The 25,013-nt window shown below is 74.1% G+C and carries 23 protein-coding genes and 1 tRNA gene; 12 read left to right on the plus strand and 12 right to left on the minus strand.

The window, feature by feature from the left end:
• The first annotated feature begins 86 nt into the window (after positions 1 to 86).
• Positions 87 to 1,037, plus strand: a complete 951-nt coding sequence (locus ACQP04_RS36395; protein WP_433504957.1) for an ABC transporter ATP-binding protein — start codon at positions 87 to 89, stop codon at positions 1,035 to 1,037.
• Positions 1,037 to 1,750, plus strand: coding sequence for an ABC transporter permease (locus ACQP04_RS36400; protein ID WP_433504958.1), 714 nt, complete (start codon positions 1,037 to 1,039; stop codon positions 1,748 to 1,750). The genes ACQP04_RS36395 and ACQP04_RS36400 overlap by 1 nt, the downstream gene beginning before the upstream one ends.
• A 14-nt stretch (positions 1,751 to 1,764) precedes the next feature.
• On the opposite strand, the gene dcd is transcribed toward ACQP04_RS36400, so the two are convergent.
• On the minus strand, positions 1,765 to 2,346 hold the full coding sequence (gene dcd, locus ACQP04_RS36405) for a dCTP deaminase (protein ID WP_433504959.1): 582 nt from the start codon (positions 2,344 to 2,346) through the stop codon (positions 1,765 to 1,767).
• 68 nt (positions 2,347 to 2,414) lie between these two features.
• Here dcd and ACQP04_RS36410 point away from each other — a divergent pair.
• From ACQP04_RS36410 to ACQP04_RS36425, 4 genes are all read left to right on the plus strand, one after another.
• A tRNA-Gly gene (locus tag ACQP04_RS36410) sits at positions 2,415 to 2,485 on the plus strand.
• A gap of 198 nt (positions 2,486 to 2,683) precedes the next feature.
• On the plus strand, positions 2,684 to 2,935 hold the full coding sequence (locus ACQP04_RS36415; protein WP_433504960.1) for a hypothetical protein: 252 nt from the start codon (positions 2,684 to 2,686) through the stop codon (positions 2,933 to 2,935).
• Positions 2,936 to 2,976: 41 nt separating this feature from the next.
• On the plus strand, positions 2,977 to 3,450 hold the full coding sequence (locus ACQP04_RS36420; protein WP_433504961.1) for a GNAT family N-acetyltransferase: 474 nt from the start codon (positions 2,977 to 2,979) through the stop codon (positions 3,448 to 3,450).
• Between the two features lie 20 nt (positions 3,451 to 3,470).
• A complete protein-coding gene (locus ACQP04_RS36425) occupies positions 3,471 to 4,154 on the plus strand; it encodes a MerR family transcriptional regulator (RefSeq protein WP_433504962.1) in 684 nt (227 codons plus the stop codon).
• Here ACQP04_RS36425 and ACQP04_RS36430 read toward each other — a convergent pair whose 3' ends face one another.
• Complete coding sequence (locus tag ACQP04_RS36430; RefSeq protein ID WP_433504963.1) at positions 4,155 to 4,448, minus strand: hypothetical protein; 294 nt, start codon at positions 4,446 to 4,448, stop codon at positions 4,155 to 4,157.
• A 79-nt stretch (positions 4,449 to 4,527) separates the two neighbouring features.
• Here ACQP04_RS36430 and ACQP04_RS36435 point away from each other — a divergent pair, with 79 nt between their 5' ends.
• Positions 4,528 to 5,079 (plus strand): dihydrofolate reductase family protein, encoded by a 552-nt coding sequence (locus tag ACQP04_RS36435; protein ID WP_433504964.1) that lies wholly within the window; start codon positions 4,528 to 4,530, stop codon positions 5,077 to 5,079.
• On the opposite strand, the gene ACQP04_RS36440 is transcribed toward ACQP04_RS36435, so the two are convergent.
• The 5 genes from ACQP04_RS36440 to ACQP04_RS36460 all read right to left on the minus strand — a co-directional run bounded on the left by ACQP04_RS36440 (position 5,067) and on the right by ACQP04_RS36460 (position 9,670).
• Positions 5,067 to 5,411: an MmcQ/YjbR family DNA-binding protein gene (locus ACQP04_RS36440; RefSeq protein WP_433504965.1), complete on the minus strand. Its 345-nt coding sequence runs from the start codon at positions 5,409 to 5,411 to the stop codon at positions 5,067 to 5,069. The genes ACQP04_RS36435 and ACQP04_RS36440 overlap by 13 nt on opposite strands.
• 50 nt (positions 5,412 to 5,461) lie before the next feature.
• Entirely contained in the window at positions 5,462 to 6,175 is a 714-nt protein-coding gene (locus ACQP04_RS36445; RefSeq protein WP_433504966.1) for an alpha/beta fold hydrolase, read from the minus strand.
• A 27-nt stretch (positions 6,176 to 6,202) separates the two neighbouring features.
• Positions 6,203 to 7,036 (minus strand): hypothetical protein, encoded by an 834-nt coding sequence (locus tag ACQP04_RS36450; protein ID WP_433504967.1) that lies wholly within the window; start codon positions 7,034 to 7,036, stop codon positions 6,203 to 6,205.
• A gap of 56 nt (positions 7,037 to 7,092) precedes the next feature.
• Positions 7,093 to 7,374 carry a hypothetical protein gene (locus ACQP04_RS36455; protein ID WP_433504968.1) on the minus strand — a complete coding sequence of 94 codons (282 nt, stop codon included), beginning with the start codon at positions 7,372 to 7,374 and terminating at the stop codon, positions 7,093 to 7,095.
• Between the two features lie 256 nt (positions 7,375 to 7,630).
• Entirely contained in the window at positions 7,631 to 9,670 is a 2,040-nt protein-coding gene (locus tag ACQP04_RS36460) for an Hsp70 family protein (RefSeq protein WP_433504969.1), read from the minus strand.
• Between the two features lie 307 nt (positions 9,671 to 9,977).
• Between ACQP04_RS36460 and ACQP04_RS36465 the strand changes: the two genes are divergently transcribed.
• The 4 genes from ACQP04_RS36465 (at position 9,978) to ACQP04_RS36480 (ending at position 15,115) form a co-directional block, all read left to right on the plus strand.
• Positions 9,978 to 10,805: an IniB N-terminal domain-containing protein gene (locus ACQP04_RS36465; RefSeq protein ID WP_433504970.1), complete on the plus strand. Its 828-nt coding sequence runs from the start codon at positions 9,978 to 9,980 to the stop codon at positions 10,803 to 10,805.
• A gap of 52 nt (positions 10,806 to 10,857) precedes the next feature.
• Positions 10,858 to 11,667, plus strand: a complete 810-nt coding sequence (locus ACQP04_RS36470; RefSeq protein WP_433504971.1) for an IniB N-terminal domain-containing protein — start codon at positions 10,858 to 10,860, stop codon at positions 11,665 to 11,667.
• 137 nt (positions 11,668 to 11,804) lie between these two features.
• Positions 11,805 to 13,619 carry a dynamin family protein gene (locus ACQP04_RS36475; protein WP_433504972.1) on the plus strand — a complete coding sequence of 605 codons (1,815 nt, stop codon included), beginning with the start codon at positions 11,805 to 11,807 and terminating at the stop codon, positions 13,617 to 13,619.
• Positions 13,616 to 15,115, plus strand: coding sequence for a dynamin family protein (locus tag ACQP04_RS36480; protein WP_433504973.1), 1,500 nt, complete (start codon positions 13,616 to 13,618; stop codon positions 15,113 to 15,115). Before ACQP04_RS36475 ends, ACQP04_RS36480 begins: the two co-directional genes overlap by 4 nt.
• A 10-nt stretch (positions 15,116 to 15,125) precedes the next feature.
• Here ACQP04_RS36480 and ACQP04_RS36485 read toward each other — a convergent pair whose 3' ends face one another.
• Together ACQP04_RS36485 and ACQP04_RS36490 are read right to left on the minus strand one after the other, a co-directional pair.
• Complete coding sequence (locus tag ACQP04_RS36485; protein ID WP_433504974.1) at positions 15,126 to 17,783, minus strand: LuxR C-terminal-related transcriptional regulator; 2,658 nt, start codon at positions 17,781 to 17,783, stop codon at positions 15,126 to 15,128.
• Positions 17,784 to 17,921: 138 nt separating this feature from the next.
• Positions 17,922 to 19,040: a peptidoglycan recognition protein family protein gene (locus tag ACQP04_RS36490; RefSeq protein WP_433504975.1), complete on the minus strand. Its 1,119-nt coding sequence runs from the start codon at positions 19,038 to 19,040 to the stop codon at positions 17,922 to 17,924.
• A 206-nt stretch (positions 19,041 to 19,246) separates the two neighbouring features.
• Here ACQP04_RS36490 and ACQP04_RS36495 point away from each other — a divergent pair, with 206 nt between their 5' ends.
• Complete coding sequence (locus ACQP04_RS36495) at positions 19,247 to 21,079, plus strand: acyl-CoA dehydrogenase (RefSeq protein ID WP_433504976.1); 1,833 nt, start codon at positions 19,247 to 19,249, stop codon at positions 21,077 to 21,079.
• A gap of 52 nt (positions 21,080 to 21,131) precedes the next feature.
• Here ACQP04_RS36495 and ACQP04_RS36500 read toward each other — a convergent pair whose 3' ends face one another.
• The 3 genes from ACQP04_RS36500 to ACQP04_RS36510 form a co-directional block, all read right to left on the minus strand.
• Positions 21,132 to 21,557 carry a CBS domain-containing protein gene (locus ACQP04_RS36500; protein ID WP_037041995.1) on the minus strand — a complete coding sequence of 142 codons (426 nt, stop codon included), beginning with the start codon at positions 21,555 to 21,557 and terminating at the stop codon, positions 21,132 to 21,134.
• A 106-nt stretch (positions 21,558 to 21,663) separates the two neighbouring features.
• Positions 21,664 to 24,039, minus strand: coding sequence for a VanW family protein (locus tag ACQP04_RS36505; protein ID WP_433504977.1), 2,376 nt, complete (start codon positions 24,037 to 24,039; stop codon positions 21,664 to 21,666).
• A 612-nt stretch (positions 24,040 to 24,651) separates the two neighbouring features.
• A complete protein-coding gene (locus ACQP04_RS36510) occupies positions 24,652 to 24,972 on the minus strand; it encodes a GroES family chaperonin (protein WP_037042002.1) in 321 nt (106 codons plus the stop codon).
• Between the last annotated feature and the right edge of the window lie 41 nt (positions 24,973 to 25,013).

The raw sequence follows: 25,013 nt of genomic DNA on the forward strand, positions 1-25,013 counted from the left end.
GTCATCGCCAGCCGTGCACGGCGTCAGCAGGACGTGTGATGCGCGCACCTACCGCGGCACCCCGGCCGCCGGGCACCGTGGTGGTCATGACGGAGACGGTGAGCGAGCCGGCGGTGGCCGGTGCGGGGGGACGCGACACGGCCATCCGGGTACGGGGGCTGCAGGTGCGGTACGGGACGTTCGAGGCCGTCCGGGGGGTCGACCTCGAGGTCCTGCGCGGAGAGGTGTTCTCGCTGCTGGGCACCAACGGCGCGGGGAAGACGACCACGCTGGAGGTGCTCGAGGGGTTCCAGCGGCGCAGCGGGGGCGAGGTCTCGGTGCTCGGCTTCGACCCGGGCACCCAGCGCGACGAGCTGCGGGCGCGGATGGGGATCCAGCTGCAGGAGGGCGGGTTCGTCGAGGAGCTGACGGTCGGGGAGACGCTCGAGCTGTGGGGGAAGCTGGCGGTCCGGCCGGACCGGCCGGACCGGCTGCTGGAGCGCTTCGACCTGGTGCACCGCCGCGACGTGCGCGTCGGCGCCCTGTCCGGCGGGGAAAAGCGGCGCCTCGACCTGGCGACGGCGGTGTGGGGATCGCCCGAGCTGGTCGTCCTCGACGAGCCGACGACCGGCCTCGACCCGGGGTCCCGGCGCCGCACCTGGGACGCGATCCAGGAGCTGCAGGAGGCCGGCCGCACGGTCGTCCTCACCACGCACTACCTGGAGGAGGCGGAGGCGCTGGCCGACCGGGTCGCGATCATGCACGAGGGGCGGCTGGCCGTGTCCGGTACGCTCGAGCAGATCCTCGCGAGCCGCCCGGCCGGGTTCTCGGCGACGCTCCCCGAGGGCGTCACGCCGCCCGACGGCGCGGTGCTGGAGGGCCGGACGGTCCGGGTCAGCACCACGGACCTGCAGCGCGACCTCACCGCGTTCCTGGCCTGGGCGGCCGACCACGGGGTCCGGCTGTCCGACCTGCGGGCCGCCCCGGCGTCGCTCGCCGACATCTACCACTCGATCCGCACCGACTCGGACACCGTGTCGGCACCCGAGGAGGCGTGATGGACCGCATCACCGCACTGGTCTGGTCCGAGCTGAAGCTGATCCTGCGCAACCGGACGATGCTGACGTCCGTGCTGGTCGTGCCGCTCGCCCTCGGCGTCTTCCTGACCTTCAGCCAGATCGACGCGCCGACCTACGTCGTCGCCATGCAGATCGTGTTCGCGCTCGGCATGGGAGTGTACGTCGGCGGGACGCAGACGCTGGTCGCGCGCCGGCAGTCCCGCGTGCTGAAGCGCTTCCGGACCAGCGGGATCTCCGACGGCGGGCTGCTGGTCGGGACCGTCGGGCCCGCGGCCGTGCTCGCCCTGGCGCAGCTGATCCTGTTCGGGGTGTTCGACGTCGTGGCCGGCCTGCCGGCACCGAGCGCGCCGCTCGCGCTGCTGCTCGCCGTGCTGGGCGGGCTCGCGCTGGTGACGACGGCGGCGCTCGCCACCGCGATCGTGACGCCCTCGGCGGAGCGGGCGCAGATCACCACGCTGCCGCTGTTCTTCGTGGTGGTCGGTTCCGCGGTGATCATCGCCGTGATCCCGGCGGGCGGCTGGCCCGACATCCTCGCGCTGCTGCCGGGCGGGGCGATCGGCGCGCTGAGCCGGGTGGCCTACGGCGCGCCGTGGACGCCGTACGCCCTGGTCTCGCTGGTCGCGTGGCCGGTGCTGTTCGGCTGGCTGGCCACACGGAACTTCCGCTGGGACGCGCGGGTGGCCGCGGTCTGATCCTGCGGGTCGACTCAGCGCCGGGTGTCGACCTTGTGGAAGTTCCGCCACGCGCGCGAGGGCGTCGGGCCCCGCTGCCCCTGGTAGCGGGAGCCGACGCCCTCGCTGCCGTAGGGCCGCTCGGCCGGGCTGGAGAGCCGGAACAGGCACAGCTGCCCGATCTTCATGCCCGGCCACAGCGTGATCGGCAGGTTCGCGACGTTGGACAGCTCGAGCGTGATGTGGCCGGTGAAGCCCGGGTCGATGAACCCCGCCGTGGAGTGGGTGAGCAGGCCCAGCCGGCCGAGGCTGGACTTGCCCTCGAGCCGCCCCGCCAGGTCGTCCGGCAGGCTGACCTGCTCGAACGTCGACCCGAGGACGAACTCCCCGGGGTGCAGCACGAAGTTGTCCCCGTCGGCGGTCTCGACCGGCGTGGTGAGCTCGTCCTGCTGGATCGACGGGTCGATGTGGGTGTAGCGGGAGTTCTGGAAGACCCGGAAGAAGCGGTCCAGCCGCACGTCGATGCTCGACGGCTGCAGCATCGCCTCGTCCCACGGGTCGAGCCCGAGGCGCCCGGACTCGAGCTCCTTGCGCAGGTCGCGGTCCGAGAGCAACACGCCCGCAGCCTATCCGGGGAGGTGGATCGAGGGCCGCAGCGGGGATGCTAGAGTCGCTCTCACGCACTGCGGATGTAGTTCAATGGTAGAACATCAGCTTCCCAAGCTGAATACGCGGGTTCGATTCCCGTCATCCGCTCTCACCCCGAAAGCCCAGGTCACAGGCCTGGGCTTTCGTCGTTCTCGGGGGTTCCACGCACTCGGCACCCCCCGCGTGGGCATCGTCGCCGCGGTCGGCTGGGCACCTCGCGGTCCGGTGTGGGCAGCGCTCGCCGACGCCGGCGCCCCTCGCTGTTCGCGACCCTCGCACGGTCAGCACCGACACCCGGAGGACACCGTGCTCACCGCCGCCCCGTTCGCCCCCGCCCGGCACCTCGACCCGCTGCTCAGCGTGCAGGGCTCGAGGGACCGCTACCACTGCCCCGACCTCGTCAGCCTCGACCGGCATCTCGCCCGGCTGCGCGGCCGCATCGCCCGCGACGCCGGCCGGGACCCCGCCGCCGTCGCGACGTGGCAGGCCGACCTCGACCGGTTGCTCGAGCGCCGCGCCTGGCTCACCCTGCCGGTCGCGCCGGACCGCGCCGCCTGAAGTCGCTTTGCGGCCGGCACGCGCCCGGGCACGATGCCCGGATGGTGCAGCTGCGTCCGTTCACCGCCGGGGACCGCGAGGCCGTGGTCGCGCTGTCGTTGCGGGCGTGGGAACCCGTGTTCGCCTCGATGGAGCGGGTGCTGGCCGGGTCGGGGGTGTACGAGGCCTACTACCCGGACTGGCGGACGGCGCAGGCCGGGGCGGCCGCGCAGGCCTGCGCCGACATGGAGGCCTGGGTGGCCGAGGTCGACGGGCGGGTGGCCGGGTTCGTCGCCCTGCACTCGCTCGACGACACGACCGGGGAGATCCACATGGTCGCCGTGGACCCGGCCCACCACCGGCTCGGGGTCGGGCGGGCCCTCACCGAGCACGCGACGGCCCGGCTGCGCGAGCGCGGCAGCACGGTCGCGATGGTCGAGACCGGTGGGGACCCGGGGCACGCGGCGGCCCGGGGGCTGTACGAGCACTGCGGCTACACGGCGCTGCCCTCGGTGCGGTACTTCCGCACCCTGTGAGGCAGTCGACCCCCACCCGCATGCGTCCCGTGGACCTGGCGCGCGCCGCGGGCATCTCGACGCAGCAGGTCCGCAACCACGAGGACGCCGGCGTGCTGCCGCCGGTCCCGCGGACGCCGTCGGGCTACCGGGCCTACGACGCGGCGCACCTGCGCGCGCTGCTGGCGTACCGCGCACTGGCCGTCGGCCACGGCTGTCCCACCGCGACGGCGGTGATGCACGCCGTGCACGCGGGCGACACCGCCCGGGCCTTCCGACTGCTCGACGAGAGCCACGCCGGCCTGCACGCCCAACGCCTGGCCACCGACGAGGCCGCCGCCGCGCTCGAGGTGCTCGCCGGGGCCGAGCCGCAGGCGCCACCCGGCCCGCCCCTGTCCGTCGGCGAGCTCGCCCGGCGGCTCGGGGTGCGGCCGTCGGCGCTGCGGGTGTGGGAGGCCGCGGGGCTGCTCGCGCCGCAGCGCGAGCGGATCGGCCGCGCCCGCCGGTACGGGGCCGCCGACATCCGGGACGCCCAGATCGTCCTCCTCCTCCGGCAGGGTCACTACCCCTTCGCGCGGATCCGCCCGGTGCTCGACGGGCTGCATCGCACGGGGAGTCCCGAGGCGCTGCGGGCTGCCGTGGCGGAGCGCCGGGCCGCCCACGACACCCGGGCCCGCGCCATGCTCCGCGCGGCAGCCCTGCTCCACGCGTTCCTGGAGCCGTGATCAGCTCACCCGCGCGACCAGCCCGTCGAGCACGGCGACGTGCCCCGTGGGCACCCGGACGTCGAGCACCGTCCCGGCGAGGGTGAAGTCGAAGAACGAGCAACAGGCGCTCTCCCGCGCGACCAGGTCCGCGGCCTCGGCGACCCGCTCGGGGCGCAGCGTGAGCCGAACGTGCCCGGCGTCGACGCGGACCATCTCGGTGACCCCGGTGGACAGGAGCGTGTCGAACTCCGCGACCCGCAGCGGACGCTCCTCGGTGGGGAGCGTGCACGCGTCGGGGACCCAGCTCGTCATGCCGCCACGGTAGGCCGATGAGTTCCCGGGCGTCGGGCGGTCGACAGGGGGACATCCGAGGCAGGAGAGGACGGCACCCATGCGCGAGATCGTGGTGAGCGAGTTCATGACGCTCGATGCCGTGATGGAGGCGCCCGGCGGCGAGCCGACGCACCCGCACACCAACTGGGTCCCCGGGTACGCCACGCCCGAGCTCTTCGAGTTCAAGTACCGGGAGGTCGTCGAGGCGGGCGGGCTGCTGCTCGGCCGCACCACCTACGAGAGCTTCGTGGGCGCGTGGCCGCAGCGCGAGGGTGAGTTCGCCGAGCGGATGACGGTGCTCCCCAAGTACGTGGCCACCTCGCGCCCGGAGGAGCTGACGTGGAACGCGCGGCCGCTGGTGGGCGACGTCGTCGACGCGGTGACCGAGCTGAGGAAGGGCGACGGCGAACCGCTGCTGGTCAACGGCAGCGCCACGCTGGTCCGGACCCTGCTCGAGGCCGGGCTGGTCGACGAGCTGCGGCTGCAGGTCTTCCCGGTCGCGATCGGCGGCGGGCTGCGGTTCTGGCCCGAGGACCGGGTCAAGGTGTCGCTGCACCTGGCCGACGTCACCTGCTTCGGCGACGTCGTGGCCCAGACCTACCGCGCCTGACCGTCGCGGTCGCGCACCAGCCGGGCGGGCGCCTTCCGCCGCCACGCCTCCTCGACGAGGTCGGCGAGCTGGGCCGGCTCGACCGTCGTCAGGTCGACGAGGATCGAGCCGTACCCGTCGTAGTGCGGGGTGGTGAAGAAGGCCGGGTCGCCCGAGCCGAGCAGGGCCTCCTTCTCGTCCAACCCGCAGACCAGCATCAACCCGCCCTCGGCCTCGGTGCGCAGCCGGGCGAACCCCTTGCCGCGGACCCTCAGCGCGGGTGTGCGGTAGGAGGTCGACACCTCGACCTCCGGCAAGGCGGTCGCGATCGCCACGACGTCGTCCCAGGTCATGGGGCGATCCTGACGGACCGGGGCACCTGCCGTCGTGGAGAAAACGGATCTCAGGCCGGGGTGTTCGCGGCCAGGAACTCCGCGACGGCCTTCTGCGCCATCGGGATGCTGTCCGGGTCCTTCCAGGTCTCCAGGAGCGACGCGTTCGGCGCCAGCCGCGCCAGGGTGCGCGAGGCGGCCGGCGGGTGGAACTCGTCGTTGCCCATGAGCACGAGGATCGGGGTGTCGAAGCGCTCGACGTCGGCGTCGGAGACGCTCCACAGCACGTCGTCGCCCCCGTAGAGGTTGTCCCGGAAGCCGGCGAGGTCCTCGGCGGGGATCCCGCGCTCCTCGCCCCAGCCCTGCACCATCTCGTGGAACCGCCCGCGGTTGTCGGACAGGCCGATGGGCTGCAGCGCCACGGCCGCCGTGATCCGCTCCGGCGCCGTGCGCAGCAGGTTGGCGATGAACGCGCCGCCGATGCACATCCCCAGCACGTGCGCCCGCTCGACGCCCGCGTGGTCGAGCACCGCGAGCTGGTCGGCGGTGTAGGTGTCCCAGCCGTCCGCGGCGGAGACCGGGCCGGCGGAGCCGCCGCCGGCGTTGCGCTGGTCCATCGCGATCACGCGGTAGAGCGGGGCGAGCTCGTCGATCGGGTTCCACGGGGCGCGCTGCCAGGCGTCGATCGTGGACCGCAGCCCGCCGGGGGCCAGCAGGAGGACCGGGAACCCGGAACCGTGCTCCTCGTAGTGCAGGGTCACCCCGTCGCGGGTGAAGGTCGGCATCGATGCTCCTCCGTGCTCCCTCGGCTCTCAGCGGACGTGCCGGCGCCGACGATGCACGGTCGGGGGCGTCGGCGCATTCGCGAGGGCCACCACACCCGCGACCGCCACGACGAGGCCCGCCGCGAACGGGACGATCCACCCGCTCCGGATCGGGTCGCCGAGCAGCACGATGCCCACGAGGCCGGGCGCGATCACCTCGGTCACCGAGAACACCGCCGTGACGCCGGCGAGGCTGCCGATCGCCAGCGCCCGCGAGTAGCAGGTGATCCCGATGACCCAGTACAGCCCGATCAGGTACGTCGCCGGCTGGCCGGCGAGCTGGCCGACGTCGAACCCGGCGTCGGGCGCGACGTGCACGGCGCGGACCGCGAGCGAGGTCCCGCCGAAGCCCAGGCCCGCGATGAACGACAGCGGCCACGCGGCGGAGAGCCGCCAGACCGCGATCGCGGCGACGGCGAGCGCCGCCACCCCCGAGGCCAGCACGACGATCGCGGTGCCGGAGAAGTCCGCCGGGGCCTCACCGCCCGCACTCCCCGCGACCACCCCGAGCCCGAGGACGCAGGCCCCGACGCCCACCCGGTCCACCACCCGCAGCCGGACGCCATAGAGCCCCCACGTCGCGACGGCCGTCAGGGCGATCGACAGGCCGAGCGCCGCCTGCACTGCGAACACCGGCAGGTGCCGCAGCGCGACCACGGTGCAGATCCAGCCGAGGCCGTCCACCAGCAGGCCGGCCAGGTACATCGGGCGCAGGGCCAGGTGCGTGCGCGACGAGGTCTGCTGCGCCGCCGCCGACTGCAGCAGCCCCGCCCCGCTGTTGAGCACGGTCGCGCAGAGGGCGAACAGCAGGCCGGTCAGCACGGGTGCACGCCTCGGGCCACCTCACCACCGTGGCACGGCGGCGGCCCGCCGGCAGCTCACGCCCGGGTGTGATCCACCTCGACGACCGCTCGCGGGGCCGGGACCTCGAAGAACCCGCTCATGAGCCCGCCGGGGACCGGCGCGTCCTCGTAGCGGGCGGCGCGGGCCTCCTGCAGCCGGGCCCGGGGCTTCTCGGAGAGGTGCACGAACAGCAGCACGAACGCCGTACCGATCAGCGCGGGGATCCCGATCAGCAGCACCGGCCACCCGAAGGCGAGATACGCGACGACGACCGCCGCGGCCTCGAGACCGATCACCACTCCTGCCAGCCGACCCACCGCGGGTCCCTCCCCACAACTCGATCTCCACCCGGCGCCCTCGTGCGGCGCCGCACCCGACTATCGGCCGGGGAGCCGGGGACGTCACGCCGAGTACGGGAGCCGAGACGCAACCGAGACCCGGAACGGGTGACGGGACACCCGGAGGCCTCCTCCCGGCCACTCGGAGGACACCGACGCGGACCGGCAGGAGCAGGGGCGCGAGGTGGGAGCGTTATGGAGCCATGACGCTGCTGTGGGGCTGTCCTCGGAAGGGTCAGACCGGGGGCTCGACCGGGGTGGCGCTGCTCGGCGGGGCGGGGGCGGCACTGCTGGTCTGGGCGCCGTCGGTCGCGGGGGGCGTGGAGGGGCCGGGGGCCGCTCCGGTGCCGGTCCCGGTACCCGTTCCCGTGCCGGTACCCGTCCCGCTGCCCGAGCCCGTACCGGTGCCCGATCCGGACCCGCTGCCCGTGTCGTTGCCCGTGCCGGTCCCGGTCCCGGTGCCGGGGTCGGTACCCGAGGACGGCGGGGGGTTCGACGGGCCCGCCGGCGGCGGCGCGGACGAGCCGGGGGCGGGCGCCGCGGGGCCCGGGGCGACAGGGCCGGGAGCGGGGGCCGCAGGAGCGGCCGGGGCCGCACCTCCCGCGGCCGGGGTGCGTGCCCCGCCCGTGGCAGGCGTGGTGGCCCGGCCGGTGTTCGCGCTCCCGGCCGATCCGGATGAGCCGGCCTGCCCGGCGGGAGCCTGGTTCACAGTCGTCGGGTCGACGGGAGCGGTCGTGGGGTCCGCGGCCGGCGCACCCGAGGTGGGCACGCTCATCCCGCCGACGCCCGTGCTCACGGCCGGCGCGGCCGACGGCCAGAAGACCGCCGCGGCCACGATGCCCGCGGCCGCCAGCGCCCCGCCGAGGCCGACCAGCAGGCCGACCGGCATGCGTCGACGGCCGTCGGGCTCGGGGTCGTACTCCCAGTCCGGGCCCGCGGGTGCGGCGGCGGGCAGCCCGGGACGGGGCGGCGGGCCGGCGGGCGCCCAGCCACCGGTGGATCCGACGACGCCGATCGGGCCGGTCGCGCCGGCGGGCGGCGTGCCGATCGCCACCGTCGCACCGATGAGCGCGGGCAGCGAGCCCGGGCCGGAGTCCGTGAGCGGGTTCGGTGGAGGGGCCACGAAGGCCGTCCCGCCGGTGGGGGTCGCGGGCCCCCCGGGGATGGGGGCCAGCGCCACCGCGGGCCAGGACGCCGTGGGGCGCGGGGAGACGGCGAGCGCCGCGCCCTTCGCGATCGCGTTCTTCGGGTCGGTGTCGACGGCGACGGGCCGCCCGAGCTCCTGCGACACCAGCTGCCCGACCAGCGGCACCCGCGAGGACCCGCCGACCAGCAGCACGGCGTCGAGCGCCGCGGGCTGCAGCCCGGCGGAGGCGACGGCCCGGCGCAGCGCCTCGACGGTCTCCTCGACCCGGTCCCGGATGGCGTCCTCGAACTCGCTGCGGTGCAGCCGGACCGAGCCGCGGTGGCCGGGCAGCAGGACGGGGATCGCCGCCTCGGTGTCGGCCGACAGCGCCTCCTTGGCCTCGGTGCACTCGCGCCGCAGCCGGGCGACGGCCGCGAGCACGGCCGGATCGGCCTCGTCGAGCCCTTCGAAGGCCTCGGGCAGCCCGGTGACGACGTGGTCGAACACCACCTGGTCGAAGTCGACCCCGCCCAGCCGCTCGATCCCCTCGGGCCGGCCCTGCAGCGCGAAGTGGGAGCGGTCGGTCTTGCGCACGACGGCGGCGTCGAAGGTGCCGCCGCCCAGGTCGTAGACGGCGATGGTCGAGCCCGCGGCCACCCGCTCGCCCGCGGCGTAGTGCAGGGCGGCGGCCTGCGGCTCGGCCAGGAAGGTCACGGTGAGGCCCTGCTCGTCGAGCGCCTCGGCCATCAGCTCCAGCTTGTGCCCGCCCCACGAGGCGGGGTGGGTGACGGCGATCCGCTCGGCGGGGCCGCCCTCGCGGTCGGCGACCTGGTCGACGATCCAGCGGACCAGCCGGGCGCACAGCTCCTCCGGCGCCCAGGCCCGCCCGGCGACGACGATCGGCGTCGAGTCCCCCACGCGCCGCTTGAACTCGCGGACCACCCGGTCCGGGTCGGTGACCGCGCGGCGCTCGGCGGCGTCGCCGACCAGCACCTCGCCGTCCGGCCCCACGAACAGCACCGAGGGGACGTCCGTGCGGCGGCCCGAGAGCGCGACCATCTCCGGGGCGACCCAGTGCTCGCCCGCGGGCCGGCACACGGCCGCCGCGCTGTACGTCGTCCCCAGGTCGATGCCGAGCTGGTAGCCCATCGTCGTTCCCCCCGCCGAACCGGCAGCTCTGCCCCCGGCGCGCCCCCGCGCCCTGTGTCGCCATCGCGTGGCGGAGCTGCGCCGTTATCGTCCCCGACCCCCTCCTGACACGATCGGGTGACGCCGGGGGTGCCGGGCCCCGGAAGCCCCTAACGGCCCCGCCCCGATCCCCTATGCCACCCGGTGGGGAACCGTGCCCGATCCCCGATGGCGGGGCCGCCCCACGCTCCTACCTTTCGGATCAACGCCAGCCGGGGTCGCCCGGCGCGACGCCGACACACACGATCCGCACCTGGAGACGATCCCCATGACGCTTCTCGAGTTCCTCCTCAAGCTCATCGGCAACGACGAGGAGTCCCTTGAGCTCCAGCAGGACTTCCGCGACAACCCGTACGAGACGCTCCGCGACGCCGGCCTCGAGGACCTGACCGCCGAGGACGTCCACGACGCGCTGGTCCTGATCCAGGACAACGACACCGCGTCCTTCGACCGCAACTACGACACCGGCAGCAACCACCTGGTCGCGGCCGCGGCGGCCCCGCACCACGGCGGCGGGCACCACGAGGGTGACCACGACGGCCACAAGGGCGCGGTCGAGTACATCAACAAGTACGTCACCAACAACCACGTCGACGACCGCGACACCATCGTCGACAACTCCGTGAACCAGAAGATCGACACGGACGGCGGCGACTTCCGCCAGGACATCGACATCGACGCCGTGACCGCCTCGGGCGACGGCGCCGTGGCCGCCGGCGGCGACATCGAGGACTCGGTCGTCACCACCGGCGACGACAACATCGTGGGGGACAACAACAACGTGGTCGAGGGCGACGGCAACACCACCGCCTTCGGCACGGGCAACGCCAACAGCGCCTCCTTCGAGGACGTGTCGGTGGACGAGGGCGGCGCGCTCTCCGTCGGCGGCTCCGCGACCGGCGACTACGACGTCTCGGACTCGTACAACTCGGTCAGCAACGAGACCAACACCAGCGTCGAGGTCGAGGACTCCTACAACCAGGACAACGACGTCTCCTTCTCGCAGGAGTCGGACTCCTACTCGGAGACCAACAGCACCGTCGACAGCGAGACCAACGTGCTGAGCGGCAACGAGGTCGACGTCGAGGTCAGCTGACCTCCGCTCCGCCCTCCCTCACGACTTCACGACCTTCACGGAGACGAACGACATGGCTTCCCCCCAGACCCTGATCGAGCTGCTGCTGAGCCTGCTCAACGACCCGGAGGCCGCCGAGGCCTTCAAGGCCGACCCGGCCGCCTACATCGAGGGCTGCGGCCTCACCGAGTTCACCGCCGAGGACGTGCACGACGCCGCGCTCCTCATCCAGGACAACGACGACTCGGACTTCGAGCGGAACCACAACACCGGCGGCAACCACCACCACACCCCGCCGCCGCCCCCGCACAAGGAGCCGCACGAGTCCGACCACGAGCACGCGGTCAAGTACCTCAACACGTACGTCACCAACAACTGGATCGACGACCGCGACACCATCGTGGACAACTCGATCAACCAGGACATCGACACCGGCGGCGGCGACTTCGACCAGGAGATCGACATCGACGCCGTCACGGCGTCCGGTGACGGTGCCGTGGCCGCCGGCGGCGACATCGAGGACTCCACAATCACGACCGGCAACGGCAACGTCGTGGGCGACGGCAACAACGTGGTCGACGGCGACGACAACACCACCGCCTTCGGCTCCGGCGACGCCAACAGCGCGTCCTTCGAGGACGTCTCGGTGGACGACGGCGGCGCGCTCTCCGTCGGCGGCACGGCCTCCGGCAACTACGACGTCGACAACTCGGGCAACGAGTACTCGACCGAGACCAACAACTCGACCTCGATCGACGACTCGTACAACCAGGACAACGACTTCGAGTCGAGCGTCTCGGACGAGGACACCACGATCAGCAACACCGACGTCGACACCGAGACGAACATCGGCAGCGGTAACGACGTGACCGTCGACGCCTGACACGCCTCCCGCGTGACGAACGCCCCGGCACCCTCACCCGAGGGTGTCGGGGCCTTCGTCGTGGACGCGGTCCTCGTGTAGGCAGAATGTGACGGACAGGTGTCCCGACGGTCGGGACCGGGGAGGACGACGATTCGGTGGCGGTACCGGCAGCGGTCCAGCTGGTCGACCTGGCGCTCAAGGCCACGTCGGCCTACGAGCGTCCGGACCTCGCCGTCCGGCTGCAGGCGACCCGGGCCCGGCTGGCCGACCCGAACGTCCGGGTGCTGATCGTCGGGGAGTTCAAGCAGGGCAAGAGTCAGCTGGTGAACGCGCTGGTCAACGCCCCGGTCTGCCCCGTCGACGACGACATCTCCACCGCCGTGCCCACCGAGGTCCGGTTCGCCGAGACCACCACGGTGACCCTGGTGAAGGTGCCGCCGGGCGCGACGGAGGACGCCGAGCCCGTCGAGGAGCGGACCGTCGTCGAGACCTCCCGGCTGGCCGACTTCGTCTCCGAGGCCGGCAACCCGGAGAACCGCGCCGGCCTGCACCACGCCGAGGTCACCCTGCCGCGCAAGCTGCTGCAGAGCGGCCTGGTGCTCGTCGACACCCCCGGCGTCGGCGGGCTCGGCTCCGCGCACGGCGCCGCAACCATGGCCGCGCTGCCGACCGCCGACGCCGTCGTCCTCGTGTCCGACGCCGCGCAGGAGTACACCGCGCCGGAGATCGACTTCCTGCGCTCGGCGATGGGCCTGTGCCCCAACGTCGGGTGCGTGGTCACCAAGACCGACCTGTACCCGCACTGGCGCAAGATCGTCGAGCTCGACAAGGGGCACCTGCGGAAGGCCGGCGTCGAGGCGGAGATCTACCCCGTCTCGTCGGCGCTGCGGCTCGCGGGCGCCGAGACCGGCGACGCCGAGCTGATGAGCGAGTCCGGGTTCGCGCCGCTGGTCGGCTTCCTGCTGCGCAAGGTCGTCGCCCGGGCGGACGACCTGGACCGCCGCTCGACCAGCCAGGACGTCCGGGCCGTCGCCGAGCAGCTGTCCGCGCAGTTCACCGCCGAGCTCGCCGCCCTGGAGGACCCGGGCAGGGCCGAGGCGCTGGTCGAGGAGCTGACCCGGGCCAAGGCGCGGGCGGACGACCTGCGGCAGCGCTCGGCGCGTTGGCAGATCACCCTGAACGACGGCGTCGCCGACCTGATCTCGGACATCGAGTACGACCTGCGGGACCGGCTCCGCTCGGTCACCCGCGAGGCCGAGCAGCTGCTCGACGACGCCGACCCGGCCGACATCTGGGACCAGTTCGCCCAGTGGTTCCACCAGCAGGTGAGCCAGGCGACCTCGGCCAACTACGTGTGGACCGCGCAGCGCGCCCGCTGGCTGGCCGAGCAGGTCTCCGAGCATTTCGCCGAGGGTGCCGACGCCGCCCTCCCCGAGATCCACATCGACGGAAGCCGGCTGGGCGGCGCGGTCCAGGCCCTCGAGCAGCCGGAGGGCGAGAAGTTCGGGATGGGCCAGAAGCTGTTCGTCGGCATGCGCGGCGGCTACGGCGGCCTGCTGATGATCGGGCTCGCCACGAGCTTCGCCGGCCTCGCCCTGCTCAACCCGTTCTCCATCGCCGCCGGCCTGCTGTTCGGCGGCAAGACCGTGCGGGACGAGCGCAAACGGCTGCGCGAGCGGCGCCGGGCCGAGGCGAAGACGGCCGTCCGCCGGCACATCGACGAGGTGACCTTCCAGGTCGGCAAGGACTCCCGGGACACCCTGCGCCGCGCCCAGCGCCAGCTCCGCGACCACTTCACCGTGCTGGCCGAGGAGCTGTCGGTGTCGCTGGCGACATCGGTGTCCGCGGCACAGAGCGCGGTGAACACGGACGTCTCGAAGCGGCAGAAGCGGATCGAGGACCTGAAGGCCGAGATCGCCCGGGTCGAGTCCCTGGCGAAGCGGGCCCGGGCGCTGGTGGACGAGAAGTGACCGAGCACTCCACCCTCCGGCCCCCGGCGCAGCCGGTCGGCCTGGGTGCCGAGGTCCGCACCCTGCTCCGCCGCACGATCGACGTCTACGCCGACAGCCCGCAGGCCGTCGGCTGGCTGCGCCACCACCTCGCCCGGTTCGAGGAGCCGCTGCGCGTGGCCATCGCCGGCAAGGTCAAGGCGGGCAAGTCGACGCTGCTCAACGCCCTGGTCGGCGAGGAGATCGCGCCGACGGACGCCGGGGAGTGCACCAGGGTCGTCACCTGGTACCAGGACGCGCCGGCCCCGCGGGTGCAGATGTTCCCGCGTGCGGGGGCGCCGCGGCAGCTCACGATCGCCCGGTCGCAGGGCGCCCTGCAGCTCGACCTCGGCGGGCTCCCGGCCGAGCAGGTGGACCGGCTCGTCGTCGACTGGCCGTCGCAGTACCTGCGGTCCACCACGCTCGTCGACACGCCGGGCATCGCCTCGCTGTCGGCCGACGCCGCGGCGCGGGCCGGGGCCTTCCTCGCGCCGGACGACTCGCCCTCCCAGGCCGACGCCGTCGTCTACCTGATGCGGCACCTGCACAGCACGGACGTGCGGTTCCTCGAGTCCTTCCTGGACCGCGGGGTCGCCCGGGCCACCCCGGTGAACACGATCGCGGTGCTGTCCCGGGCGGACGAGATCGGCGTCGGGCGGCTCGACGCGCTCACGTCGGCCCGCCGCATCGCCCGCCGGTACCGGGCGGACGCGAAGATCCGAGGGCTCTGCCAGACCGTCGTCGCGGTGGCCGGGCTGCTCGCCCAGACCGGGCGCACCATGCGGCAGGACGAGTACGGGGCGCTCGCGACCCTCGCCGGGATGCCGCGCGCCGAGCTCGACGCCCTGCTCCTCTCCGCGGACCGGTTCGCCACCCGCGAGCTGGAGGGCGCGCCCGCGCCCGAGGTGCGCGCGCGCCTGGTGGAGCGGTTCGGGCTCTTCGGCGTCCGGCTCGGCACCACGCTCATCCGCCAGGGCGTGACCGACCCGTCCGCGCTGGCCTCCGAGCTGGTGCGGCGCAGCGGGCTGGAGGAGCTGCGCACGGTGCTCGCCACGCAGTTCGCCGAGCGCCGCGAGCTGCTCAAGGCACGGTCGGCGCTGCTCGCCGTCGAGCTCGTCCTGCAGCGCGAGCCGCGGCCGACTGCGCAGCCGATCGCCGCGGAGATGGAGCGGATCCTCGCCGGCGCCCACGAGTTCGTCGAGCTGCGGATGCTGTCCGCGCTGCGGGCCGGGGCCGTCACCTTCCCGGCCGACGCGCTCGACGACGCCGAACGCCTCCTCGGCGGCGACGGCAGCGGCGTGGCCGCCCGGCTCGGCGTCGACCCCGCCTCCGGGCCGGACGAGCTGCGCGCCGCCGCGCTCGACGCCGTCGTCCGGTGGCAGCGGCGGGCGGAGAGCCCGCTGGCGAGCCGGGCGACCGCGGACGCCGCGCGGGTCGTGGTGCGCAGCTGCGAGGGAATGCTCGCCCGGCTCCGGTGACCGGCGACGCTCAGCCGACGATCCGCTTGAGCTGCGCGAACAGCTCGCCTCGGCTCGTCGACCCGAGCCGCTGGCGCATCCGGGCCACGTGGTGCTCCACGGTCTTGGCCGAGATGAACAGCTTCTCGCCGATCTGCTTGTAGGTCAGGCCCTCCAGCACCAGCGCGGCGACCTCGCGCTCGCGGTCGGAGAGCTGGCCGTCGGCGGGCTCCTCCTCGGCGGGCAGGCCGGCCGCTTCCGGAGCGGGTTCCTGCGGCCGGGCCGGGGCCGGCGGCGACTGCTGGCCCTGCAGCGCGCGGGCGCAGGTCAGCAGCGCGCTCATCGCCCGGCGGTCGTCCGTGCGGATCGCGGCCTGACCGGCCAGCTTGCCCCCGTCCCACGACAGGCCGACGGCGTGCAGGCCGCGCGCGGCCGCCTCGACCGCGCCGGCGTCCACGTGCGAGTCGAGCAGCGCCACCCAGTGCGGCGCCGCGACCGCCATGGCCTCGGCGAACCGGCTGCCGCCCGCCGCGCCCTGCAGGGCCGCGGCGTGCCCGGTGGCCTCCTCGCGGTCCTCGGCCAGGATCGCCGCGTGCAGCCGCGCCCAGTGCAGCGGCGCGGCCCAGAGCGGCGGGCTGCCGAGGCGGTCGAGCAGGGCCTCGGCCTCGTCGAGGTGCGGGCGGACCCAGCTCGGCTCGCGCAGCCGGGTCGCCGCGATGGCCAGCTCGCCCAGCGGCTGCAGCACGAACAGGTCGACGGGGTGGCGCACGATCGCCTCGCGCGCGCGGCCCCAGAGCGGCATCAGGGAGGCGAGGTCGCCGGCGCGGCGGGCGAGCGCGACCTCCAGTGCGGAGGCGAGCAGCTCGTCACGGGGTTCGAGGGCGTCCCGGCCGATGGCGTCGAGGTGCGCCCGGGCGGACCCGAACGCGCCGCGGTTCAGCGCGATCCAACCGAGCAGGAGCCGGTGCCGGGCCGCGGCGGCGGGCCCGCCGAGCCGGACGGTGACCGCCCGCTCCAGCAGCGACTTCGCGACGTCGAGCTCCCCGGTCTGGACCGCGACGAGGGCGGCGAGGGCGGCCGGGGTGTCCGGCAACAGGGCGGCGCGGGTGGAGGACTCGAGCAGCGCGGCGGCCCGGGCGAGCTGGGACAGCGCGCGGGTCGGCGAGCCGGTGACCGAGTCGAGCACGCCCTGCGCGGTGAGCTCCTCGGCGCCGGCGAGCAGCGTCGGCGGCCGCGCGGGGCCGCCGGTGGCCGGGCCGCCGCCGAAGCCGGGCGGGGCACCGAGCACGGCACCGGCCGACGTCGCGGTGCCGCTGGGGACCGGCGGCGGTGCCGGGACGTGGAGGGCGGCCTGGGCCTCGTCGAGGGCCCCCGTGCCGACGAGCGCGGGGATCGCCAGCGCCGTCGGCGCCCCGGCCCCGGCCATCCAGCGGTAGAGCTCGGCGCTGCGGGCGAGCATCCCGCGGTGGGCGAGGACCGCGGCGGCGACGGTTCCCGCGCGCAGGGCGTCGTCGACGTCGACCCGGTCCAATGAGGACAGGACCTGGTCGGCCTCGGCGAGGGCGTCGTCCAGCCGCCCGGCGCGGATCGCGGCTTCGGCGCGGCGCGCGGCCAGCGGCAGGGCGGGCGCCCCGGCGGCGACGGCGGCGGCGTAGAAGGGTCCGGCGTCCTCGTCCGCGTCGGTGCGGGTGAGCTCGTCCCCCGCGGCGGTGAAGACCTCCGCCGACCGGGTGCCGGTGGCGCCGGTGCCGAGCATCCCGCGGGCCGCGGTGAGCACGCTGCCGCCGCGGTCGAGCTCGATCTCGGCGAGCGTGCGGCGGATCTCCAGCCGCCGCGCCTCGGGGACGGCGCGCAGGATCGCGCCGGCCACGAGGGGAGCGGGTCCGCCGGACGGCGTGAGGACGGCCGCTGCGCGCGCCTCCTCGACGAGCTCGTCGACCTCGTCGATCCCGCCGCCCGCGGAGTCGAGCAGGCCGAGCAGGGGGACCAGCACCTCGGCGTCGAGCGGGGCGCCCAGGGCGACGGCGACGGCCAGCTCCCGGACCCGGGCGTCGAGCGCCCAGAGCCGGTGCCCGAGCTGGTCGAGCAACCCGGTCGGCACGGGCACCCGCAGCGATCCGGGCGGGGCGTCGCGCAGCAGCCGGGAGCGGTTCTGCGGCCCGATCCGCTCGACGATCTCGGCGAGCATGCGGTCCACCAGCGCGGGCAGGCCCGCGGTCTTCGTGTGGACGTGCTCCACCAGCGGGTCCGCGGCCGGGCCGCCGAGCAGGCGCGCGGCCCGGGCCGCGACGCCGGTGCGGTCGAGGGTGCCGAGGACCAGCGGGGGCCGGTGGGTGCTGAGCGCGGCGCCGAGGGCGGCCAGCTGAGGGGTGCGGGGCCACGTCCGGCGGGCGACGACGAGCCGCGCCCCGGGCAGGGCCGCGCGCTCGCACAGCAGGTCGAGTGCCTGCGCGGCCAGGTCGTGGGCGTCGTCGACGACGAGGGGACCCTCCTCCGCGCCCTCGACCGTGTCGGTGACCGATGTGGACCACGCCGCCGCGACGGCGCGCAGGGTCGTGGTCTTGCCGGCCCCGGCCGGCCCGACGACGTCGCACACCAGGGCCGCGCCGGGATCCGCGGCGACGGCGCGGACGAGCCGGCGCGCCGCGGGCGCCCCGGCCAGCGCTTCTCCCGGGTCCGGTTCGGACACCGTTCCACCCCCTAACGGCCCCCCGACCGTGCGACGACCGAGCGTATCGATCCGGGGCGGTGCAGCGCTCCGCCGCCGCATCGGCGTAGCCACGAACCCCCGATCGGGTGAGGGCGGTTCTCAGACTCGCGGGAGCCGCTACTGCGGCGGCCCGGCCGGGTCCACGGAGGCGTCCGTGGGGGCGCCGGAGGTGCCGAGGAGGTCCTGCCAGACCGGCCGGTCGACCGTGTCCGGGACGGCCTCGGAGGAGCGCCCGTCGGCGAGGATTTCGACCGCCCGCGCGGCGTCCGAGCCCGACTCCGTCGCGCGGTCCATCGTGCGGGCGAGCACCGGCCAGGACTCGCCGCCGAGGATCCCGTTGGGCTCCTCGGCGCGCGTGGCCTGCTGGAACTCCGTGACGGCGGCGACGGTGACCGGGGTGTAGCGGCCGTCGACGTTGGTGCGGACGCCGGCGTCGCGCAGGAGGTACTGGGCGGCCAGGACGGTGTCGCCGACGTCGCCCACGCGCAGCAGCGGCCAGCTCGCCTTCTGCGTGTCCGCCTCCTCGACGCGCCGGCCCAGCACCTCGGCCACCTCGCTGCGCAGCCGCGGGAGCATGCCGTAGAGCCGGTCGCCGGGGCAGATCGTGTTCTTGAAGTCGCGGTGCCCGTACAGCTCGGTCGGGGCGATGCCGTACTGGCTGCAGATGTACGCGCAGGTGGTGCGCAGCGAGTCCCAGAGCGCGCCGGGCGGGTCCTGGTCGATGTAGGTGCCCTCGTTCTCGATCCCGACCGCCACGACGTTCTGCCCCGTGCAGTGCGCGCCCTCGACCTGGCGCTGGCCGATCCGCAGCACCTCGAGCGAGCGGTGCCGGCCCTCGAGCACGAAGCCGCCGCGGCTGATCGTGAAGTGCTGGCCGGTGTCGAGCCAGCCGCGGCTGTCCATGTGGAAGTTCTGGATCGCGCGGGCGACCCGGTCCGCGGCCCCGCGGCTCATGTCGGCGACGTTGGCCGACGCCGTGTGGTGCACGAGGATCTTCACCGGGCGCTGGTTCCAGATCGGCACGATCGCGCTGTTCGGCCGGGCCCCCCAGCCCGCACAGTCCACGATGTCCGGTGAGGCCGCGCCGTCGGTCAGGGCGCTCCCGGGCGGTCGCTCGCCGGCCTGCGCCGGCCCCGGCGCGGCGACAAGCGCCCCGGCCGCGAGTCCACCCAGGACGAAACCGCGGCGGGTCAGATCCCCGCGCCCCGTTCCCGTCACCCCACGCTGACGACCCATCGTGGCCCCCTGCCCGTCCGGATGACTCGTGTGGTCACACGAGTCACATCCGCCCCGCGAGAACCTTGGATCACGCACGCTCCGTGCACAACCGGTCGACCCGAAGGTGTGACGACCACTGCCGGCCCGGACGACGGTTGCCTTGGTTACTCGTCGGTAATAAGCTGGGCGGCGGGGGTTACCCGTCGGTAGGAAGGAGCACCGCGATGGGCCACTACAAGAGCAACGTGCGCGATCTCGAGTTCAACCTGTTCGAGGTGTTCCGGGTTCAGGAGCAGCTCGGCACGGGCGCGTTCGAGGGCGTCGACACCGACACCGCCAAGGGCATCCTGAGCGAGCTGAACACGCTGGCCACCGGCCCGCTCGCCGCGTCCTTCGCCGACGCGGACCGCAACCCGCCGGTCTTCGACCCGAAGACCCACACCGCGAGGCTGCCGCAGTCCTTCAAGGACTCCTACAAGGCCTTGTGGGACGGCGAGTGGTACCGGCTGTCGCTGCCCGTCGAGCTGGGCGGCTTCGGCGTGCCCCCGTCGGTGCAGTGGGCGGCCTCGGAGCTGATCCTCGGCGCCAACCCGGCGCTGTACATGTACATGGCCGGCCCGAACTTCGCCTCCGTGGTGCACGCCAACGGCACCGGGGAGCAGCAGCACTGGGCCGAGATCATGATCGAGAAGGGCTGGGGCGCCACCATGGTGCTCACCGAGCCCGACGCCGGGTCCGACGTGGGCGCCGGCCGCACCAGGGCCGTGCTGCAGGAGGACGGCTCGTGGCACCTCGACGGCGTGAAGCGGTTCATCACGTCCGGCGACCAGGACATGACCGAGAACATCATGCACCTGGTGCTGGCTCGTCCCGAGGCGCCCGGCCTCGACCCGAAGCCCGGCACTAAGGGTCTCTCGCTGTTCCTCGTGCCGAAGTTCCACTTCGACTCGCAGACCGGCGAGCTGGGCGAGCGCAACGGCGCCTTCGTCACGAACGTCGAGCACAAGATGGGCCTCAAGGTCTCCACGACCTGCGAGCTCACGTTCGGCCAGCACGGCGTCCCCGCCAAGGGCTGGCTGCTCGGCGAGGTGCACGACGGCATCGCGCAGATGTTCCAGGTCATCGAGTACGCCCGGATGATGGTCGGCACCAAGGCCATCGCGACCCTGTCGACCGGTTACCTCAACGCGCTGGAGTACGCCAGGGAGCGCGTGCAGGGCCCGGACCTCACCCGGCAGACCGACAAGACCGCCCCGCGCGTCACGATCACGCACCACCCGGACGTGCGCCGCTCACTGATGACGCAGAAGGCGTACGCCGAGGGCCTGCGGGCGCTCTACCTCTACACCGGCACCTTCCAGGACACGATCCGCCAGGGCGGCGATGTCGACCTCGCCGAGAAGGTCAACGACCTGCTGCTGCCGATCGTCAAGGGCGTCGGCTCGGAGCGGGCGTCGGAGCAGCTGCTGCAGTCCCTGCAGACGCTGGGCGGCTCGGGCTTCCTGCAGGACTACCCGCTCGAGCAGTACATCCGCGACGCGAAGATCGACTCGCTGTACGAGGGCACGACGGCGATCCAGTCGCTCGACCTCCTCTTCCGCAAGATCGTCAAGAACAACGGCGCCGCGCTGCTGCACGTCGCCGGCGAGATCCAGGCGTTCCTCGAGAACGAGACCGGCAACGGCCGGCTCAAGGAGGAGCGGGCGCTGCTGGCCACCGCGCTGGCCGACGTGCAGGGCATGCTCGGCTCGCTGACCGGCTACCTGTTCGCCTCGCAGAAGGACGTCGCCGAGCTGTACAAGGTCGGCCAGCACAGCGTGCGGTTCCTGATGGCCGTCGGCGACCTGCTCGTCGGGTGGCTGCTGCTGCGCCAGGCGGACGTCGCACAGAACGCGCTGGCCGGTGACGTCAGCGCCAAGGACAAGGCGTTCTACGAGGGCAAGATCGGCGTCGCCCGGTTCTTCGCCCGGACCGCCCTGCCGAAGCTCACCGCCGAGAGGGCGATCGTCGAGGCGGCGGACAACTCGCTGATGGAGCTGGACGAGGCCTCGTTCTAGTCAGCTCGAACGGCGCTCCCGCTCGTTCCTTGTGAGCGGGAGCGCCGTTCGCTCACTGGGCGATGTAGGACTCCAGCTGCTGGCGCTCGCGCTCCAGGGAGTCGATCCGGGCCTTGACGAGGTCGCCGATCGACACGATGCCGAGCAGCTCCTCGTCGACCACCACCGGGAGGTGCCGGACCCGGCGGTTGGTCATGACCTGGGCGAGGTGGCTCACGCCGTCGTCGGGCGTGCAGGTGGCCACCACGGTCGTCATGATCTCCGAGACGGCGATCCCGAGCAGGTCCGCGCCTCGCTCGTGCAGCTTCCGGACGACGTCGCGCTCGGACACCATTCCCACGAGCCGGCCGTCCTGCACGACCGGCAGCGCGCCGTAGTTCCCCTCGGCCAGACGGGCGAGCAGGGCCGACACCGTGGCCTCGGGCTCGATCGTCGCGACGGCGTGCCCCTTGCTCCGCAGGATGTCCGCGATGCGCATCCGTGCCCCCGATCCTCGACGTCGTTGTCCGAGGAGGAGGGTACGAACCGTGACAGGTGTCACGCGAGGGCTGAACGGCGGCTCGCCCCGATCGTCCGACGGCGGATCAGCCGCAGATCACGTTGGGTGACGGGTTGTACTTCACCGTGCGGGTCTTCCGGGTGACCTCGCCGGTCTCCAGGTTGCGCATCACCCGCGTGTCCGTGGCCGTGAAGCCCTGCGACCCCTTCGACGGGGTGCACGCCTGGCCCGGCGGGATGGTGATCGTCTGCGGCTCGGTCGGGTTGGTCCGCGGCCCGGTCTCCGAGGTGACCTCGTAGCGCTTGGTGCCGAACATCTTGACCGTGAGGTTCGACGGCGTCCAGAACGTCTGGATGAGCACGCCCGTGGGCCCGTCGTTGCGGAACTTCAGGTCGATGATGTCGTCGAACACCGTGGCCTCGCGGGCCACCGGGTAGCGGCTGATGTAGAAGCTGTGCTCCTTGTGCGCCACGTCGACCATGCCGGCGAAGTACGCCGCGTTGTAGAGCGTGGTCGCGACCTGCGAGACGCCGCCGCCGACGCCGCGCGCCGAGTGGCCGTTCTCGATGATGCCGGCCTCGACGTAGCCGTTCGCCGCGTTCCGCGGGTTGGTCAGCGCGTTGAGGCTGAAGGTCTCGCCGGGCTGCACGATCGTGCCGTTGACCTGCTGGGCCGCCCGCTTGATGTTCTGGCCCGAGTCGGCCGCGAACCCGCCGGTGGTGAACGAGCTGATCTCGCCGGTGATGCCGAGCGACGACAGCTTCTCGGTGGTCAGCTCGGCCTTCTGGTCGGCGTACACCGCGACCACGCTGCGCTCGCCGGTCCCGGTCAGCACCGCGACGACGTTCTCGAAGGTCTTGTCGTAGTCGATCCCGCGGCCGTCCTGCGAGGGGACGACGGTCGGGGTGCCGGAGGAGAAGTCCAGGCTCGCGTCCCGGGCGGGCTTCTCGGTCGCGGCGAGCTGCGGCGACGCGACCTCCTTCAGCGCCTCGTTGTTGATCTCCGGGACGAGCTTGGGGCTCGCCGCGGCGTCGGCGCGGAAGGTCAGGGCGCTCGCGATGTCCGCGGGCTGCAGGACGGCGTCGGCGCCCTCGCCCTTGATCGTCAGGGGCGCGGAGACGGCCGGCGTCGCGACCTTCTCGATGGCCTCCTGCACGTCGTCGTTCGTGGTGGCGGTCGGTTGCGGGATCAGCGGCAGCGCGACCGGGGCACCCGACGCCCACTCCCGCTCCAGCACGCCGACGGCGGCGGACAGGTCGAGCGTCTGGCCCGGGACCGGCGGGACGGCGACCGGGGTGGTGCCCTCGAACCGGACGTTGCCCTCGACGGGGGCCTGGTCGACGACCGGCTTGAGCTGCTCCAGCGCGGTGGTGACCGACCGCTCGTCGGCCTTGTTGATCACGCCGACCTCGCGCTCGGAGAAGAACGACGTGATCCGGGTGACCGGGTTCAGCGGCTGCGCGCCGGCCTGGTCGATGGTGGCCTGGTAGTCCACCTCGAGGCCGGCGGCCTTCGGGTCGATCTGGCTCTGCACCGGGCCCGCGGTGATCTGGACCGGGAGCGACGACCGGGGCTCGATCGCCTCCTGCAGGCGCTGCCGGGCGTCGGCCTTGGAGAGCCCGCCGAGCTCCAGCCCGGCGACGGTGACGCCGCGGGGCACGTTGCCCGCGGACACGACGAGGTCGGCGACGTAGAGCAGGCCGAGCACCGCCACCACGCCGGCGACGATCAGCAGCGGCTTCTTGCGGCCGCCGCCGGTGCCGGAGCCGCCGGGGCGGTCCCCGGTCGGCGGGGTGCCGGAGCTCTGCGCCGGCGGGACCGCGCCACCCGTGGGCATGCGGAACTGCTCGGTCGGCGGGTCGACCGGGCGGGCCGGGGCGCCGAGGCGCTGGGTCGGCTGGTCGACGCTCGCCGACGCCGCACCGGTTCGCGGGAGGACCTGGGTGTCCTCCGAGCCCCAGACGGGCGCGGCGGAATGCACTGCGGTGGGGCGGTCGTCGGTCTCGTCGGAGGGAGAGGACGACGCGGGGGTGCCGACGGCGGCGGTTCCGGCAGCCGGGGTGCCTGCCGGCGTGCCGGTGGTCGGGGTCCCGGCGGCCGTGCCGGTGGCCGAGGTGCCGGCGGCCGAGCCTGGGTTCGGGGCGCCGGCGGTCGGGTTGCCCGCGGCCGGGTTGCCGGCGGGCGAGGCGCCGGCTGCCGGAGCACCCGGGGTGGAGGTGCCGGGCTCGGCCGTGCCGGCGACCGGGGTGCCGGCTGCGGGTGTGTCGGCCACGGCGGTGTCGGGGGCGGAGGGCTGTTGCTCGCCCGCCGGCCGGGCCGATGCGGCGGCGGCATTCGGGCCCGCCGCATCGGCGGGACCGTTCGCGCACACAGCGGCAGCACCGTCCGCGCCCGGCGCCTCGGCCGGAGCGTTCGCGGTCGACCCGTCGGCCGTGGCGATCGGAGCGGCGGGAGCGCTCACGCCGGGAGCCTGCGACCTGGCCGGGGTGGGCGTGGTCTCGCCCGAGGTGTTCCCGGCCTCGGGCGCGGCGGATCCGTCCGATCCTGCGCCTGGGACGTCCACTGTCGGCGCGGCCGCGTCCTTACCGGATCCCGGGGCGGCACCGCTCTCGGCGGCATCCTTCCCGGTCACGACCTCGGCAGCGGCACCGTTGGTCCCGGGAGCGGCGCCGTTCGTACCGGCCCCCGGAGCCGCGGCCGCCGGCCGCGGGCCCGGTGAGGGCCGGGTGGTCGGGGAGGGCCGGGTGGCGGCCTCGCCGTTCGTCGCGGCAGCGCCGTTCGCGGCAGCCGTGCCGTTCGTACCGTTCCCGTTCGCGCCCTGCTCACGGGGCTGCGGCGTGGGCCGCGGGGACGGGGAGAACAGCGCGTCGCCGCGCGGGCTGTCCGTGCGCGGGCCCGGTGCCGGCCGTGGGCCGTCCGTGGTCGGGCCGGCGCCGTTCCCCCCGCCGCCGGTGCGCTGCTCGTCCACCTCGCCGGGCGAGGGCTGCCGCTCGGGCATCAGGCCGTGTTCCTTCCCCACCGATGTCCACCCGTCCCGCGTGCCCCGGGGCGGTTCCGTGCTGCGCCGCGCGCCCTACAGGTACAGGCCGGTCCCGTGCTCGGTGCGCTCCGTCGCGACGGCGTGCAGGTCGCGCTCGCGCATCACGATGTAGCTGGAGCCCTGGACCTCCACCTCGTACTGGTCCTCGGGAGCGAAGAGGACCCGGTCGCCCACCTTGACACTGCGCACGTGCTGGCCGATGCCGAAGACCTCGCCCCAGATCAGCCGCTTGGCGACCTGGGCCGTGGCCGGGATGACGATCCCCGAGGAGCTCCGCCGCTCGCCCGCCGACTCCACGATCTTGATCATGACGCGGTCGTGCAGCATCTGGATCTCGAACTTCGGGTCCGGCACCGGGGTGATGCTACGGGCAGCGCGGACACCGTCACCCGGCG

Source organism: Pseudonocardia halophobica (assembly GCF_050948485.1).
In the GTDB taxonomy this organism is placed as follows: Bacteria; Actinomycetota; Actinomycetes; order Mycobacteriales; family Pseudonocardiaceae; genus Pseudonocardia; species Pseudonocardia halophobica.

Bases quoted from the DNA above. Each gene is read 5' to 3' on its own strand.
- ACQP04_RS36495 (WP_433504976.1), top strand. From the start codon at position 19,247: ATGGGCCACTACAAGAGCAACGTGCGCGATCTCGAGTTCAACCTGTTC.
- ACQP04_RS36460 (WP_433504969.1), bottom strand. From the start codon at position 9,670: ATGGGCTACCAGCTCGGCATCGACCTGGGGACGACGTACAGCGCGGCG.
- ACQP04_RS36490 (WP_433504975.1), bottom strand. From the start codon at position 19,040: ATGGGTCGTCAGCGTGGGGTGACGGGAACGGGGCGCGGGGATCTGACC.
- ACQP04_RS36500 (WP_037041995.1), bottom strand. From the start codon at position 21,557: ATGCGCATCGCGGACATCCTGCGGAGCAAGGGGCACGCCGTCGCGACG.
- ACQP04_RS36400 (WP_433504958.1), top strand. From the start codon at position 1,037: ATGGACCGCATCACCGCACTGGTCTGGTCCGAGCTGAAGCTGATCCTG.
- ACQP04_RS36430 (WP_433504963.1), bottom strand. From the start codon at position 4,448: ATGACGAGCTGGGTCCCCGACGCGTGCACGCTCCCCACCGAGGAGCGT.
- ACQP04_RS36470 (WP_433504971.1), top strand. From the start codon at position 10,858: ATGGCTTCCCCCCAGACCCTGATCGAGCTGCTGCTGAGCCTGCTCAAC.
- ACQP04_RS36440 (WP_433504965.1), bottom strand. From the start codon at position 5,411: ATGACCTGGGACGACGTCGTGGCGATCGCGACCGCCTTGCCGGAGGTC.
- ACQP04_RS36425 (WP_433504962.1), top strand. From the start codon at position 3,471: ATGCGTCCCGTGGACCTGGCGCGCGCCGCGGGCATCTCGACGCAGCAG.
- ACQP04_RS36420 (WP_433504961.1), top strand. From the start codon at position 2,977: ATGGTGCAGCTGCGTCCGTTCACCGCCGGGGACCGCGAGGCCGTGGTC.
- ACQP04_RS36465 (WP_433504970.1), top strand. From the start codon at position 9,978: ATGACGCTTCTCGAGTTCCTCCTCAAGCTCATCGGCAACGACGAGGAG.
- ACQP04_RS36395 (WP_433504957.1), top strand. From the start codon at position 87: ATGACGGAGACGGTGAGCGAGCCGGCGGTGGCCGGTGCGGGGGGACGC.
- ACQP04_RS36445 (WP_433504966.1), bottom strand. From the start codon at position 6,175: ATGCCGACCTTCACCCGCGACGGGGTGACCCTGCACTACGAGGAGCAC.
- ACQP04_RS36435 (WP_433504964.1), top strand. From the start codon at position 4,528: ATGCGCGAGATCGTGGTGAGCGAGTTCATGACGCTCGATGCCGTGATG.